Here is a 14,945-nt window from a genome sequence, read left to right as displayed (position 1 = left end):
CCCTACGGGACGAGCCCCTCGGCCCCTGAAGTCAGGCCAGCGGCACCCGGGTGAAGCGTCCCGCCGTCCGCAGTTCGCCCTCGATCCGTGACGCCGTCGCGTACAGCTCGGGCAGGATCTCCGTCACGCAGTTCTCCGCCGTACGCCGGGTCGTGTGCATCGCCACGTTCACCGCGGCGACCACCCGCCCCGTACGGTCCCGCACCGGGACGGCGATCGACCGCAGCCCCTCCTCCAACTCCTCGCTGACCAGGGCGTATCCCTGCTCCCGCACCACCGTCAGCACCCGGGCGAAGGCGGCCGGGTCCGTCACGGTGTGCGGCGTCAGCGGGGCCAGTGGAGGCAGGTCCCGCAGCTGCCGCTCCGCCTCCGGTGTGCCGGCCAGCAGCACCCGCCCCATCGAGGTCGGATACGCCGGAAGCCGCGTCCCGACGGTGATGTGCGCGCTCACGATGCGCCTCGCCGCCGCCCGCGCCGTGTACTGGATCTCCGCCCCCGAACCCGACCCTGAACCTGACCCCGATCCCGCCCCTGAACCTGACCCCGATCCTGCCCCCGAGTCCGTCGACAGGATGGCCAGTGACGCCGACTCCTGTACCCGGCCCGCGAGTTCGGCCAGGTGCGGGCCCGCGATCTCGGGCAGGGACGTACGGGAGAGGGGCGGGAAGCCGAGGGACAGGACCCGGGGGGTGAGGATGAAGGTGCGGCCGTGTGTCCGCACGTACCCCAGGTGCTCGTAGGTGATCAGGGCCCGGCGGGCGGTCGCCCTCGCCAGGCCCGTCGCCCGTGCGACCTCTGTCAGGGTCAGCTCGGCGCGGGACTCGCCGAAGGCCGTCAGGACGGTGAGGCCCCTGGCCAGGGACTCGATGAACTCGCGGCCCAGTTCCTGCTTCGAGGCACCGGTCCAGGCCGCGAGGCCCGAGGGAGCCGCCGGCGCCCCGGCGACCGGGCGCACCCGCAGCTCGGCCTCCATCGCGGTCACCGTCGAGCGCAGTCGCGGCAGCAGGTCGTCGCGCAGGTCGGTGACCGTTCGGCGGCTCGTGTGGCTGACGACGCTCGCGACACAGGCCACCCGACCCGTACGGGGGTCCCGTACGGGTACGGAGACGGCGACCAGCCCCGGTTCGATCAGCTGGTCGTCCAGTGCCCAGCCGTCGACGCGGGCCCGCTCCACGTACGCCTCGAAGTCGGCGCCCGAGTCGTCGGTCCGGGGCGGAACGGCGGGGAATCCGTGGTCGGCCGGGTCCGCCGCCCGGCGTTCGTGCCAGCGGCGCCAGTCGTCGACCGTCCACTCGGTGGCGAACAGCGGGCCGGGGGCGGTGCGTTCGGCGGGGAGGAGGTCGCCGATGCGGAAGCTGAGGGACATCGCGCGGCGGCGGGTGGCCTGGTGGATGAACCGGATGCCGTCACGGTCGCCGACCGCGAGCGACACCGACTCGTCCAGCTCGTCGGCGAGGGCGTCCGCGTGCGCGTCGAGCAGGGCGGGCAGCCCGAGGGCGGCCAGATAGGCGTTGCCGAGTTCCATCAGCCGAGGGGTGAGAACGGCGTCCCGGCCGTCGAGACGGACGTACCCCATGCGGGCGAGCGTCGCCGTGATCCGGTCGACCGTCGAACGGGCCAGGCCGGTCGCGCGCTCCAGCCCGCTCAGGCTCAACGTCCCGCCCGCCTCCGTCAGTTGCCGCAGCACGGCGATCCCGCGCATCAGCGGGGCGACGGCCTCGACGGGTACGGGACCGTCCAGGACCGGCGGGACATTCGTGACGGAGGCGACCATGGGCTCACCGTAATGCCCGCACGGAACCGCTGGCCGCCCGCCCGCGAGCACCACCCGGCTCCCCACCGGCGTATGGAACCGCTGACCGCCCGCCCGCGAGCACCGTGCTCCCCGCCCGCGAGCACCGTGCTCCCCACCGTGCTCCCCGCCCGGCTCCCCACCGGCTCCCCACCGTGCTCCCCGCCCGGCTCCCCACCGGCTCCCCGCCCGGCTCCCCACCGGCTCCCCGCCCGGCTCCCCACCGGCTCCCCGCCCGGCTCCTCGCCATGCTCCCCGCCCGGCTCCTCACCATGCTCCCCACCGGCTCCCCGCCCGGCTCCTCACCATGCTCCCCACCGGCTCCCCGCCCGGCTCCTCACCATGCTCCCCACCCGGCTCATCGCCGTGCTCCAACCCGGCTCCCGACGAGCCCCCGCCCGGCTCACCGTCGGGTGATCGCGACCCGGTAGTTCCCGTCGAGGTCCGCGCTCGCCACGGTGATGCGGACGCGGCGCCCCGGGTCCGTGAAGGACTCGCCGGGTGTGAAGGTCGCGTCGGAGAGTTCCGCGTGCACGTTCGGGCTGCGGGTACAGCCGCCGCTGCCCCGGCGGGAGTCGTACACCGTGACCGGACCGCGGCCGGTGTCGACTTTCGCGTCGACCCGGTAGATCAGCACGCCCGGCCGGCACACCGTCTCGTCGTTGCCCTCGCGGGTACGCAGTTCCACGGCGTATCCCGTACGGGAGGTCAGGGGTACGAACACGAGTTTCGCGCCGCCGGGACGGGCCAGCGGGGTGAGCGTGTACTCGCTCGTCCCGGCCGTCACCGCGCAGCCGACCTGCGAGGGGTCCAGCCAGCCGAGCTTCCACTTGTGCCAGCCGAGCAGGTCGTTGTTGGCCCCCCAGTCCTCGCTCATGATGTCCCAGTGGCCGACCGCGCCCCCGCCGGACTGTGTGTACAGGTCGGGCAGCCCGAACACATGGCCGTTCTCGTGCGGGAGGACGCGGTAGCCCGTGGTGTCGTACGAACCGGAGCCGTCGTCCTGGCGGGAGTAGACGAAGGACGCGTTGGCGACGGGTACGCCGTCCGCGACCGGTGCCTCGCGGTTGCCGGCGAAGGTGACGGACAGGACGGTGTCCAGAGCGGAGGGGCCCGCGTTCGGGGTGACCAGCACGTTCAGCAGGTCGTACGAGCGGAAGTCGACCGTCGGGTCGGCGGCGGCCACGATGTCGTGGACCAGCCGGCGGTAGCCGGGGTCGAAGGGGGCGCCGCGCTCTATGCCGTACGAGCGGAACGACCGGGGCATCCGCAGCCAGTCGGCGATGGGCGCCTCGGGGCGGTAGTCGAGGCGGCCGTAGGAACTGGTGGTGAACCAGTCCCGGGTCTGCGGGAAGAACTCCGCGAGCCGGTCGAGGGCGCTGCCCTGGCCCGGGGCGTCGGAGAAGTCGATCATCAGGTTCAGCGCGTGGACGGTGCCGGTGGAACGGGAGTAGCCGATCGGGGTGGGCAGTCCCTCGGACATCTGGACGCCGAGGCCGCCCCGGATCAGACACGGGCCGAGCGGCGAGGAGCGGGTCAGCGGGACGGAGCCCGCTGCCGTCGTGGCGCCCCGGTCGAGGCGCCCGGTGCCGGCCGAGGTGCCGACCGCCAGGATCAGCGCGGCCACGGACACCAGGGCGGCCATCCGGCGGGGGCGCGGTGGGCCGGGCGGGCGTATCCGACGTATCCGACGACGGCTGGTCGGCTGCTGCATGCACGGACCCTTCGCGCCACGGCAGCCGGCGGTGTCGGACTGCACCCTTCCGATCACCCTGGGTCGAGGTCGGCGCGGGCGCGCGCTGGAGGAGACCGATCGTGGATGTCCCGCCCGAGGACCGCCACGAGGGCTGCCGGAGGTCATGTGACTCAGGTCACAGAGAATCTCTTCGGTGGCGGGAAATAACCGGGGATCGTTTCCCCGTTTAGCCATGTGTCCGAGCGAAACGGGGACTGCTTCCCCGGATCGCGTCGCAAACGCCCTCTAGGAGACACCGTGCAGACCGCGATCCCCGCGCAGAAGGCGGCCCGGCCCCGCGCCGACGCCCTGCGCAACCGGGAGCGGATCGCCACCGCCGCCCGCGAGATGTTCGTCGAGTTCGGCCCCGAGGTGCCGATCGACGAGATCGCCCGCCGGGCCGGCGTCGGCAATGCCACGGTGTACCGCAACTTCCCGGACCGGGAGGCCCTCGTACGGGAAGTCGTCTGCTCGGTCATGGACCGTACGTCCGAGGCGGCGGAGCGGGCGCTCGCGGAGACCGGCGACGCCTTCGCGGCGCTGGAGCGCTTCGTGCACGTCTCCGCCGACGAACGGATCAGCGCGCTCTGCCCGATGATGTCCAGCACCTTCGACCAGAACCATCCGGACCTGGAGGCCGCGCGCAAGCGGATCGAAGAGTTCACCGCGGAGATCATGGAGCGCGCCATGGCGGCCGGTCAGCTGCGCACCGACGTGGGCGTGGGGGACGTGATGGTCGTCGTGTCCCAGCTCAGCCGCCCTCCGGCGGGGACGGCGTGCATGAACATCGACCGCTTCGTCCACCGGCACCTGCAGCTGTTCCTGGACGGACTGCGGGCCCCGGCCCACTCCGAACTGCCCGGCAAGGCCGCGACCATGGAGGACCTGCGCCGATCCTGACCGATTAGTTCATCGCGGTATCCGAGTCAGCACTCGCGACAGACGCAACAGCCTCACGCAACAGCCTCAACAGACTTTCGGCCGTCAGCGTTGACGAGCCGGTCCCCTTTCACACACTTTTCCGTCACGAAGTCCCGAAGTGGGTATCTCCATGTCCGAAACAGCCCAGGCTGCCGCCGCCAAGGCGCCGGCTCCCGACTCCAACCGCTGGAAGGCGCTCACGTTCATCGCGCTCGCCCAGCTGATGGTCGTGCTCGACGCGACCATCGTGAACATCGCCCTTCCCTCCGCCCAGCAGGACCTGGGGATATCCGACGGCAACCGCCAGTGGGTCATCACGGCCTACGCCCTGGCCTTCGGCGGACTGCTCCTCTTCGGTGGCCGGATCGCCGACATCTGGGGCCGCAGGAACACCTTCGTCACCGGTCTGATCGGCTTCGCCGCCGCCTCCGCCCTGGGTGGCGCGGCGCAGAACGAGGCGATGCTGCTCGGCTCCCGTGCGCTGCAGGGTGCCTTCGGCGCACTGCTGGCGCCCGCCGCGCTCTCCCTGCTCGCGGTGATGTTCACCGACGGCAAGGAGCGCGCCAAGGCGTTCGGCATCTACGGTGCGATCGCCGGTGGCGGTGGCGCCGTCGGTCTGATCCTCGGCGGCTTCCTCACCGAGTACCTGGACTGGCGCTGGACCTTCTTCGTGAACATCCCGTTCGCGATCGTCGCCGCCCTCGGCGCGTACTTCGTCATCCGTGAGCCGTCCGGCAGCCGCAACCGCTCGCCGCTCGACATCCCGGGCGTCGTCCTGTCCACCCTGGGTCTGGTCTCCCTCGTCTACGGCTTCACGCGGGCCGAGTCGGAAGGCTGGAGCGACTCGGTGACGATCGGCCTGTTCGTCGCCTCGGCGCTGCTTCTCGCGACCTTCGTGTTCGTCGAGTCCAAGGTCAAGGCCCCGCTGCTGCCCCTGCGCGTCATCACCGAGCGCAACCGCGGCGGTGTCTACCTCTCGCTCGGCCTCGCGATCATCGCGATGTTCGGCCTGTTCCTCTTCCTGACCTACTACCTGCAGATCGTGAAGGGCTACTCGCCTGTCAAGACCGGCTTCGCGTTCCTGCCGATGATCGCGGGCATGATCACGGGTTCCACGCAGATCGGCGCCCGACTGATGACCCGCGTCCCGGCGCGGCTGCTGATGGGCCCGGGCTTCCTGCTCGCCGCGCTCGGCATGCTGCTGCTGACCCAGATGGAGATCGGCTCCTCGTACGCGGCCCTGCTCCTGCCGGCCATGCTCCTGCTCGGCCTCGGTATGGGTACGGCGTTCATGCCGGCCATGTCCCTGGCCACGCTGGGCGTCGAGCCGCGTGACTCCGGTGTCGCCTCCGCGATGGTCAACACCTCGCAGCAGGTGGGCGGCGCGATCGGTACGGCTCTGCTGAACACCATCGCCGCCTCCGCCACCACGTCGTACGTCGCTGACCACATCGGCGGCGCGTCCTCCCGCTCCCAGCAGCAGCTGGTCCAGCTGAAGGGCATGGTCGAGGGTTACACCAGCGCCATCTGGTTCGCCGTCGGCATCCTGGTCGTCGCCGCGGGTATCGCCTTCACCTTCATCAACGCCGGTCGCCCGGACATGAGTTCGGTCAGCGGTGACAGTGCGGAGGAGGAGCTGAGGGTTCCGGTGGTCGCCCACTGACCCCGGCTCCCGCTCCGCCGGGACCCCTCTTACCCCTTCGGGCCACTCCGTACGTCACGCGGGGTGGGGACGCCTCGTGACGTACGACTCCAGGATCTGCCCTGGTTCCGCTCAGCGGAGCCAGGGCAGATCCGCGCCCGCGTCCTTCGGCTGAAGGCCCTGGGCGACGATCTCCATGACGTCGTGGAGCGTCTTGCGCTGCTCGTCACTGATCCGGTCGAACAGCGCCTGGCGTACGGCGGTCACATGGCCCGGTGCGGTGCGCCGGAGCACATCCTGGCCCGCGTCGGTCAGGACCGCGAACTGGCCGCGCTTGTCCGAGGGGCAGTCCTCGCGTCGTACCCAGCCGTTCTTCTCCAGCCGGGCGATGGCGTGCGAGAGGCGCGAGCGCGTGATCTTCGCCTTCATGGCCAGCTCGGTCATCCGCAGTCGTCGGCCGGGAGCGTCGGCGAGGCCGACGAGCAGGCCGTAGTAGACGTGCGGCATACCGGCGTCGCGCTGTAGCTGGCGGTCGAGATGGTCCTCGAGAAGGGTGACGGCGTGCACGTAGGCACGCCAGGTGCGCTGTTCCTCGTCGGTGAGCCAGCAGGGCTCCTCGTCGGATGTAGATGCCGTGTTCATGTACTCCACTCTACGTTCCCCGTCCTTGAATTTTAAACCAAAACGATGTATGTTCAGTGTGCAAGTAGCTTGAGACTTCAAGATGCAGACTTGAAGCAGGAGCGGTAAAAGTCCCGGGAAGGGAGCAGTCGTCATGTCGGCCGGCATCCAGGAGCGCATGCCCGCGCTCTACCTCAGTCACGGCGCGCCTCCTCTGGCGGACGACCCGATCTGGCCCGGCGAACTCGCCGCCTGGTCGGCGGACCTGCCCCGCCCCAAGGCGATCCTCATGGTCTCCGCCCACTGGGAGGAGGCCCCGCTCGCCATCGGCGCCATCGAAACGATCCCCCTCGTCTACGATTTCTGGGGCTTCCCGGAGCACTACTACCAGGTCGAGTACGCCGCCGCCGGCGCCCCCGAACTCGCCGAGTCCGTACGGAAGCTGCTGCGGGCCCCCGGCATGCCCGTCCAGGACGTCCCGGACCGCGGCCTCGACCACGGTGCGTACGTCCCGCTGGTGGAGATGTTCCCCGAGGCGGACATCCCTGTCCTGCAGATCTCGATGCCGACCCTCGACCCGGTGAAACTGATGGACATCGGGCGCAGGCTCGCCCCGCTGCGCGACGAGGGTGTGCTGATCGTCGGCTCCGGCTTCTTCACCCACAACCTGGCCGCCCTCAGGCACACCGGCCCCGGAGTGCCGACCTGGTCGAGCGAGTTCGACGACTGGGGCCACCGCGCGCTGGAGACACGCGACGTGGACGGCCTGCTGGACTTCCTGAACAAGGCTCCCGCGGGCCGGTACGCCCACCCGCGCACCGAGCACTTCGCGCCGCTCTTCGTGACGATGGGCGCGGCCGACCTGGCCGGGGAGCTGGACTCCCAGAGGTCGGTCATCGACGGCTTCTGGATGGGGATGGCCAAGCGCTCGGTGCAGTTCGGCTGACCCCTACGGGTCCCTGTTCGGCCCCTTCGGGCAGCCGCCCGAGGCTGAAAGGACCACCTGAGGGCCACGGAAAGGGCGCGCGGAGGGTACGGGAGGCGGCTCACAGCTCCTTCTCGTACCAGGCCACGTCCCAGTACCGGCCGAACTTGCGGCCCACCTCGCGGTACGTACCGACGTACCGGAACCCGAAGCGTTCGTGCAGCCGCACGGACGCTTCGTTCGGTGGCACGATCCCCGCGAGGGCGCGATGTACGTCCTCGCCGTCCAGCGCCTCGAAGAGGGCCTTGTAGAGCAGGGTGCCGACACCGCGCCCGCCCGCGTCCGGCGCGAGATAGACGGTGACCTCCACGGTGGTGCCGTAGGCCGGCTTCGGACGGAAGGCGCCCGACGTGGCGTACCCCAGAATCCGCTGTGAGTCCACATCCGTGGCAACCATCAGGCGGTGTGGGCCGTCTTGGGGGTAGGAGAGCAGCCAGGGGCGGCGCTCCTCCGGAGTGAAGATTTTGGTGTCGAAAGTCGTGGGTGTCTCGCGCACGTAGTGGTTGTAGACGTCGGTCAGGCCTTCGAGGTCATCCTCGACCCCCGGCCTGACCTGCACTTCTGCGGATTTCGACGACATCCCGCCTCCTCTGCGGCGGCACAGGGTACTGCAAGATCAGAAAAATAGGGGGACGGGTTGGGAATTCTGTCCTGATTCCAGTCGTTGTTTCCATCGGAAGCTGGGCACGCGAGGAGTGTGCTGAGCGTTCAGTAACCAACAGGGATCCCCAGGACCACCCGCTGGCCCTCCATCGCAAGGGAGCAAGCATGGCAACCCGTGCCGTCGCCCGTCGTACGTCGTCCGCCACCGGCGGGACCGTCGGCGGCGCACGCAGTGTTCGCGCCCATGGCGGCGAGATCGCCGACCGCGACCTGGTCGGCATGTACTTGGACGAGATAGCCCGCACCCCGCTGCTCGACGCCGCGAAGGAGGTCGAGCTGTCGCAGACCATCGAAGCCGGTGTCTTCGCCCGCCAGATCCTCGACGGCCAGGCGGAGGCCGAGGCGGACGCCACCGTCGACGAGCTGGAGGCGCTCTTCGCCGAGAGCGAGCGGGCCAAGGACGTCTTCATCCGCTCCAACCTCCGGCTGGTTGTCGCCGTGGCGCGCCGTTACCCCCGCAGCGGTCTGCCCCTTCTCGACCTGATCCAGGAGGGCAACGCCGGCCTGGTGCGCGCGGTCGAGAAGTTCGACTACCGCAAGGGCTTCAAGTTCTCGACGTACGCCACCTGGTGGATCCGTCAGGCCATCACCCGTTCCATCGCCGACCAGTCGCGCACGATCCGCCTTCCCGTCCACCTGGTCGAGGAGCTGGGCCGGATCCGGCGCGTGCAGCGCGAGTTCAACCGTAAGAACGGGCGGGACCCGGAACCCGCGGAGATCGCCGCCGAGCTGGACACCAACGCGGCGCGTGTGGTCGACGTACTGGACTGGGCCCGCGACCCGGTGTCGCTGAACATGGCGGTGGACGACGACGGCGACACCCAGTTCGGCGACCTCCTGGAGGACACGTCGGCGGTATCGCCCGAGCAGTCCGTCCTGACCCTGCTGCGCAGCGAGGAACTGGACGACCTGATCGGCCGCCTCGACCAGCGCACGGCCTCCATCATCAAGATGCGGTACGGCATCGTCGACGGCCGGGAGCGCACGCTGACGGAGGTCGGCAAGGAACACGGGCTGACCCGTGAGCGGATCAGGCAGATCGAGAAGCACGCGCTGCTGGAACTGAAGAAGCTGGCTCACGACACGGGTTTCGACGCGGCGGCGTAGTCGCCGTGTCGACGGCTGCGGCCGTCGACAGGCCCGATAGGCGTACCTGATCCGGCAGGTGGGGGCGCGCGGGAGCGCTCCGCGCGCCGGGCGGCGTACGACTGTTGGGGGTCGCGTGCGCGGGGTGGCGGAAGGCCGCGCAAAGACAGTGGTGCAAGGCTGCTTCAAACCACCGGGTCCGGGGCACAAGAACTCCGGGCCAGGACTTCGGGTCCGGACGGCAACGTCTCGGACCCCCTGAGCCGAGTCCCGACGCAACCCCCCCCAGCGTCGGGGCTCATCCCGAGCCGGGCTTCGGCACCTACCCCCCCAGGTGCCGGGGCCCGGCTCTTCTTCGCGCCCGGGCAGACTGAGGGCGGGGCACCCCGTACCTGAACCCCGGGGTGGCCCGCCGAATGGCAGATTGTGCCACAGCGGTACAAGGTGCGGTCCGTGTCCGGACGGAGATCGCCCGGGTGGGCGGGACGGCTCTTCGCGACCCACGGGCCGAGTGCCATCCGCGCCGAGGACATCGCCTGGGCGGCCGGCATCGCGCAGCGCACCCCGCTCCGGCCGGCGCAGGAGAGCCCCGGCCTGCTGCGGGTATGGGCGGAGGCACGCCACACCACACGCCGGAACCCGCACCGGCTGCCCGGCACGCAAGCCCGCAGGGGACAACCCCGCCCGACGCCCCGCCCGGTCCGGCGGCAGGCGCGGTGCGCAACTTGGGAACCCTGCGGGATTTTCAGTGGAGGGCGCAAGCCCCGCGGGGGGCACCCGGCCCGACGTCCCGACCGGTCCGGCGCCAGGCGCGGTGCGCAACTTGGGGACCCCGCGGGGCTTTCGGTGGAGCGGCGCGAGCCCGCAGGGGGCAACCCCGTCTGACGTCCCGACCGGTCCGGCGGCAGGCGCGGTGCGCAACCCGGGGACCCTGCGGGGCTTTCCGTGGAGCGGCGGGAGACCGCTGAGGGTGGCCGGTAGGTCGGTCGGTGGGGCCGTTGGTCAGTTGGTCGCCGCCCGGGTCATACGGGCGCCCAACTCCCTCAGCCGTACGACCAGTTCGGCGGGCTCCCGGACCGTGAACTCGCAGTCGACCGACGCGAGCCGCACCGCCAGCCACTCCACCGGATCACCGACCGAGGCACGGACGCGGCAGCGGTGCTCGTCGAGGGCTTCGGGGACGCCGAGCCACGCGGGGAGATGTGCGGAGACGAACGCGGCCGGGGCGGCGAACGTCGCCTCGAACACGTACACCTCCTGTCGCGCGTACATCGACTGGCGCAGGTACTCCGCCGCGTCGCCCGTAGGCAGCTCGCGCGCGGCGAAACGGGCGCCCGTCGCGAGGGGGTCGCTGACCCGGTCGACCCGGAAGGTGCGCCAGTCGGCGCGGTCGAGGTCGTAGGCGACGAGATACCAGCGGCGGCCGGTCGACACAAGCCGGTGCGGCTCGGTCAGCCGCTTGGTGGGGGTGCCGTCCTTGGCGCGGTAGGCGAACCGGAGCCGTTCCTGGCCGGCGATCGCCGAGGCCATCACGGTGAGCGTCTCGGGCGCGATGACCGCACCGTCTCCGCTGGTCAGCGGGGTGGTCGCGGCCTGGAGCGTGGAGACGCGCCGGCGCAGCCGGGACGGCAGGACCTGCTCCAGCTTGGCCAGCGCCCGCACGGAGGCCTCGTCCAGCCCCTCGACCGCGTGCCCGGCGCCCGCCCGCAGCCCGACCGCGATCGCCACCGCCTCCTCGTCGTCGAGCACCAGCGGCGGCATCGCCTTGCCCGCGACGAGCCGGTACCCGCCGTCGGAACCCTTGCTCGCCTGCACGGGATAGCCGAGTTCGCGAAGTCGGTCGATGTCCCGCCGGACGGTACGCCGGGACACCCGCAGCCGGTCGGCGAGCTCACCGCCGGGCCACTCACGGGGCGTCTGGAGGAGGGAGAGGAGCTGAAGGAGCCGGGCCGGGGTGTCCGTCGTCATGGATACGAGGATGCCGTACCACTAGGACACGATCTGACCTAATGGGGTCCTAGGTTGAGGCCATGAACTCCACCGAGACCCCTTTGGACACGCCCGCCCCGGCCGCCGTGCCGGACCGGCGGCGCTGGTTCGCCCTCGCCATCGTGATGACCGCGGCCTTCATGGACCTCGTCGACGTCACGATCGTCAACGTCGCGATCCCGTCGATCCAGCGCGAGGCCGGCGCCTCCTTCAGCCAGATCCAGTGGATCACCGCCGGCTACGCGCTCGCCTTCGCCGCAGGCCTCGTCACCGGCGGCCGGCTCGGTGACATCCACGGCCGCAAGCGGCTGTTCCTCGTCGGCATCGGCGGCTTCACCCTCGCCTCCGCCCTCTGCGGCTTCGCCGCGAACCCCGAGATGCTGGTCGCCTCCCGCATCCTCCAGGGCGCCATGGCGGCGATGATGGTGCCGCAGGTCCTGTCGATCGTTCACGCGACCTTCCCGGCGCACGAGCGCGGCAAGGTGTTCGGCCTCTTCGGCGCGATCGTGGGCCTGGGCGCGGTGACCGGCCCACTGCTGGGCGCCCTGCTGACGGAGTGGGACCTGTTCGGCCTCGGCTGGCGGCCGATCTTCCTGATCAACCTGCCGGTCGGCATCGCGGGACTTGTCCTCGGCCACCGCTTCATCACCGAGTCCAAGGCCCCGCGGGCGCTGAAGCTGGACCTCGTCGGCGTCACCCTGGTGACACTGGGCCTGCTGATGCTGCTCTACCCGCTGATCCGCGGGCGCGAGCTGGGCTGGCCGCTGTGGGGATACCTGTCGATGGCCGGCGCGCTCGGCGTCTTCGGCGCGCTGGTGGCGTACGAGAAGCGCAAGACGCGGATCGACGGTTCCCCGCTGATCGAGCTGTCGCTGTTCAGGGTGAAGAGCTTCGCCGCGGGCATCGCCGTACAGACCGTCTTCGGGGTCGGCCTCGGCGTCTTCTTCCTGGTCTGGACCCTGTACATGCAGACGGGGCTCGGCTGGAGCGCGCTGCGGGCCGGGCTGACCGGCGTGCCCTTCTCGATCGCGGTGTCGGTGGCGGCCGGGATGTCCGTCCAGAAACTGGTACCGCGCTTCGGCCGCAAGGTGCTCCAGGCTGGCGCTCTACTGATGGGCCTCGGTGTGCTGATCTACATCTGGGAGTCCGGCCGCTACGGCCTGGCCATCGCCTCCTGGCAGATGGCGCTCCCGCTGGTGGTCATGGGCGCCGGCATGGGCCTGATCGTCGCCCCGCTGACGGACGTGGTCCTCTCGGAGGTCCCGAAGGAACACGCCGGGTCGGCGTCCGGCCTGATCAACACCGTGCAGCAGATGGGGTACGCGCTGGGTCTCGGGCTGGTGTCGGTGGTCTTCTTCGGCACGATGAGCGGCCGACTGGCATCGACCGAGGTGGGCCCTGCGTTCGTGGACGCGTTCCAGAACGCGCTGGGCTGGGTGGCCGGGCTGATGGGCGTGATCTTCCTGGTGATGTTCGCTCTGCCGGGCCGGCCCTCGGCGGCGGACGGGCTGGAGGCGCCGACGACGGAGGAGAAGCGGGACAAGGTCCTCATCGGCTGACCTCGTCCGCTGAACGCGGACACCGACGGTGGAGCAGGGCCCCGGCACCTCATGTGCCGGGGCCCTTTCCGGCTGTACGTGTCCGCCGTCACGTCACCACAGCGCACGGTCCAGCCGGATGCCTGATTGTGTCCGTATCACGCCCGAACCTGTTTACTTTCCGGAAATCCGGGCGTAGCCTCCGAGTGAATCCACAAAATCGGGCATCGGGCGGAGGTAAACGGACATGTACGCACCGGAGCGGCAGCAGGAGATCCTGCGGCTCGCCCGTGACGGCGGGCGGGTGGACGTGCTGTCTCTCGCCGAGCAGTTCCAGGTCACCGCGGAGACCATCCGACGGGACCTGAAGGCGCTGGACCGCGCGGGCCTCCTACGGCGGGTGCACGGCGGGGCCATACCGGCCGGTCGCCTCGACTTCGAGCCGGACCTCACCGAGCGCGAGTCGACCTACGCCGACGAGAAGGACCGTATCGCCAAGGCCGCCCTCGCCGAGCTGCCCACCGAGGGCACCCTGATCCTCGACGCCGGCTCGACGGTCGCACGCCTCGCCGCCGCCATCCCGCTGGAGTCGACGCTCACCGTCGTCACGCACAGCCTCCCGATCGCGGCCCGGCTCGCCGACCACCCCGGCATCCAGCTGCACCTCGTCGGGGGGCGCGTCCGGCACCGTACGCGCGCCGCTGTGGACGCCTGGGCGCTGCGGGCCTACGGCGAGATCCGTGCCGACGTCCTGTTCGTGGCCGCCAACGGGTTCTCCGTCGAGCACGGGCTGACCACGCCCGACCTCGCCGAGGCCGCCGTGAAGCGGGCAGCCGTGGACGCCGCCCGGCGCGTGGTGCTCCTCGCCGACTCGACGAAGCACGGCCAGGAGCACTTCGCCCGCTTCGGCGCCCTGGGCGATGTGGACCTGCTGATCACCGACAGCGGTCTGAGCCCCGAGGACGCCAACGACATCGAGCGCGGCGGCACGGAAGTGCTGTATGTCTAGAAACGAGTGCGCATGATCCTCACCGTCACTCCCAACCCGTCCCTCGACCGTACGTACGAGGTCCCGTCCCTCGACCGCGGCGAGGTCATCCGGGCCACCGGCGAGCGGATGGACCCGGGCGGCAAGGGCGTCAACGTCTCGCGGGCCGTCGCCGCCGCCGGGCAGCGCACCGTGGCCGTACTGCCGCTGGGCGGCGCGCCCGGGGCGCTCGTCGCCGACCTGCTCCACGCCCAGGGGATCGAGGTCGCGCCGGTACCGGTCGCGGGCGGGACCCGGTCCAACATCGCCCTCGCCGAAGCCGACGGCGTCCTGACGAAGATCAACGCACCCGGTCCCGAACTCTCCGCCGCCGAGCAGGAGTCGCTCCTGGAGACCGTGCGCCGGCTGTCGGCCGACGCCGACTGGATCGCCTGCTGCGGCAGCCTCCCCCGGGGGCTCGGCCCGTCCTGGTACGCCGACCTCGTCGCCCGTACCCACGCCGCGGGTGCCCGGATCGCCCTCGACACCTCGGGGCCGGCCCTGCTGGCGGCCCTGCGTGAGCGGCCCGACGTCGTCAAGCCGAACGCCGAGGAACTGGCGGAGGCCGTGGGCCGCCCCCTCGCCACGATCGGCGACGCCGTGAAGGCCGCCGAGGAACTGCGCGAACTCGGCGCGGGCGCGGTCCTCGCCAGCCTCGGCGCCGACGGACAGTTGCTCGTCAACGGCACCGGTACCTGGTTCGGCAGCGCACGCGTCGACACCGTACGCAGCAATGTGGGCGCCGGTGACTCCTCGCTCGCCGGCTTCCTGATCGCCGGCGGCAGCGGCCCCCGGGCACTCGCCTCCGCCGTCGCACACGGCGCCGCCGCCGTCCAGTTGCCCGGCAGTGTGATGCCGACGCCCGCCGACCTCGACCCGTCCGCCGTGACGGTGACGAGCGAGGTGCCCGTGGACCGTGTACTGAGGGAGCCGGTGTCATGACGTC

The 14,945-nt window shown here is 71.0% G+C and carries 12 protein-coding genes; 7 read left to right on the top strand and 5 right to left on the bottom strand.

The genetic code is table 11. The features are described 5' to 3' along the window. Nucleotides 1-31 precede the first annotated feature (31 nt). A complete protein-coding gene (locus QA861_RS18510) occupies nt 32-1,774 on the bottom strand; it encodes an IclR family transcriptional regulator domain-containing protein (RefSeq protein ID WP_334589433.1) in 1,743 nt (580 codons plus the stop codon). Nucleotides 1,775-2,195: 421 nt separating this feature from the next. After that, complete coding sequence (locus tag QA861_RS18505) at nt 2,196-3,506, bottom strand: M6 family metalloprotease domain-containing protein (protein WP_334589432.1); 1,311 nt, start codon at nt 3,504-3,506, stop codon at nt 2,196-2,198. Nucleotides 3,507-3,785: 279 nt separating this feature from the next. On the opposite strand from QA861_RS18505, the gene QA861_RS18500 reads away from it, so the two are divergent. Further along, entirely contained in the window at nt 3,786-4,427 is a 642-nt protein-coding gene (locus QA861_RS18500) for a TetR/AcrR family transcriptional regulator (protein ID WP_334589431.1), read from the top strand. 151 nt (nt 4,428-4,578) lie between these two features. After that, the gene (locus QA861_RS18495; protein ID WP_334589430.1) at nt 4,579-6,111 is read left to right on the top strand and encodes an MFS transporter; all 1,533 of its coding nucleotides are present in this window, start codon (nt 4,579-4,581) and stop codon (nt 6,109-6,111) included. A gap of 111 nt (nt 6,112-6,222) precedes the next feature. Here QA861_RS18495 and QA861_RS18490 read toward each other — a convergent pair whose 3' ends face one another. After that, nucleotides 6,223-6,732, bottom strand: coding sequence for a MarR family winged helix-turn-helix transcriptional regulator (locus tag QA861_RS18490; protein WP_334589429.1), 510 nt, complete (start codon nt 6,730-6,732; stop codon nt 6,223-6,225). A 133-nt stretch (nt 6,733-6,865) separates the two neighbouring features. Here QA861_RS18490 and QA861_RS18485 point away from each other — a divergent pair, with 133 nt between their 5' ends. Further along, nucleotides 6,866-7,657 carry a DODA-type extradiol aromatic ring-opening family dioxygenase gene (locus QA861_RS18485; RefSeq protein WP_334589428.1) on the top strand — a complete coding sequence of 264 codons (792 nt, stop codon included), beginning with the start codon at nt 6,866-6,868 and terminating at the stop codon, nt 7,655-7,657. Between the two features lie 100 nt (nt 7,658-7,757). On the opposite strand, the gene QA861_RS18480 is transcribed toward QA861_RS18485, so the two are convergent. Next, entirely contained in the window at nt 7,758-8,276 is a 519-nt protein-coding gene (locus QA861_RS18480) for a GNAT family N-acetyltransferase (protein ID WP_334589427.1), read from the bottom strand. Nucleotides 8,277-8,464: 188 nt separating this feature from the next. Between QA861_RS18480 and QA861_RS18475 the strand changes: the two genes are divergently transcribed. Beyond that, entirely contained in the window at nt 8,465-9,466 is a 1,002-nt protein-coding gene (locus tag QA861_RS18475; RefSeq protein WP_334589426.1) for a sigma-70 family RNA polymerase sigma factor, read from the top strand. Nucleotides 9,467-10,447: 981 nt separating this feature from the next. Here the strand turns inward: QA861_RS18475 and QA861_RS18470 are convergent. Beyond that, on the bottom strand, nt 10,448-11,413 hold the full coding sequence (locus tag QA861_RS18470) for a helix-turn-helix transcriptional regulator (RefSeq protein WP_334589425.1): 966 nt from the start codon (nt 11,411-11,413) through the stop codon (nt 10,448-10,450). Nucleotides 11,414-11,475: 62 nt separating this feature from the next. On the opposite strand from QA861_RS18470, the gene QA861_RS18465 reads away from it, so the two are divergent. From QA861_RS18465 to pfkB, 3 genes are all read left to right on the top strand, one after another. Continuing rightward, complete coding sequence (locus QA861_RS18465) at nt 11,476-12,993, top strand: MFS transporter (RefSeq protein ID WP_334589424.1); 1,518 nt, start codon at nt 11,476-11,478, stop codon at nt 12,991-12,993. A gap of 226 nt (nt 12,994-13,219) precedes the next feature. Continuing rightward, nucleotides 13,220-13,981, top strand: coding sequence for a DeoR/GlpR family DNA-binding transcription regulator (locus QA861_RS18460; protein ID WP_334589423.1), 762 nt, complete (start codon nt 13,220-13,222; stop codon nt 13,979-13,981). A 12-nt stretch (nt 13,982-13,993) separates the two neighbouring features. Further along, complete coding sequence (pfkB, locus tag QA861_RS18455) at nt 13,994-14,941, top strand: 1-phosphofructokinase (protein ID WP_334589422.1); 948 nt, start codon at nt 13,994-13,996, stop codon at nt 14,939-14,941. Nucleotides 14,942-14,945: the final 4 nt, after the last annotated feature.

The sequence above is a fragment of the Streptomyces sp. B21-083 genome, assembly GCF_036898825.1.
Taxonomy (GTDB): Bacteria; Actinomycetota; Actinomycetes; order Streptomycetales; family Streptomycetaceae; genus Streptomyces.
Note: the sequence above shows the minus strand (reverse complement) of the source record. Positions and strands in the feature narration are given on the sequence as shown.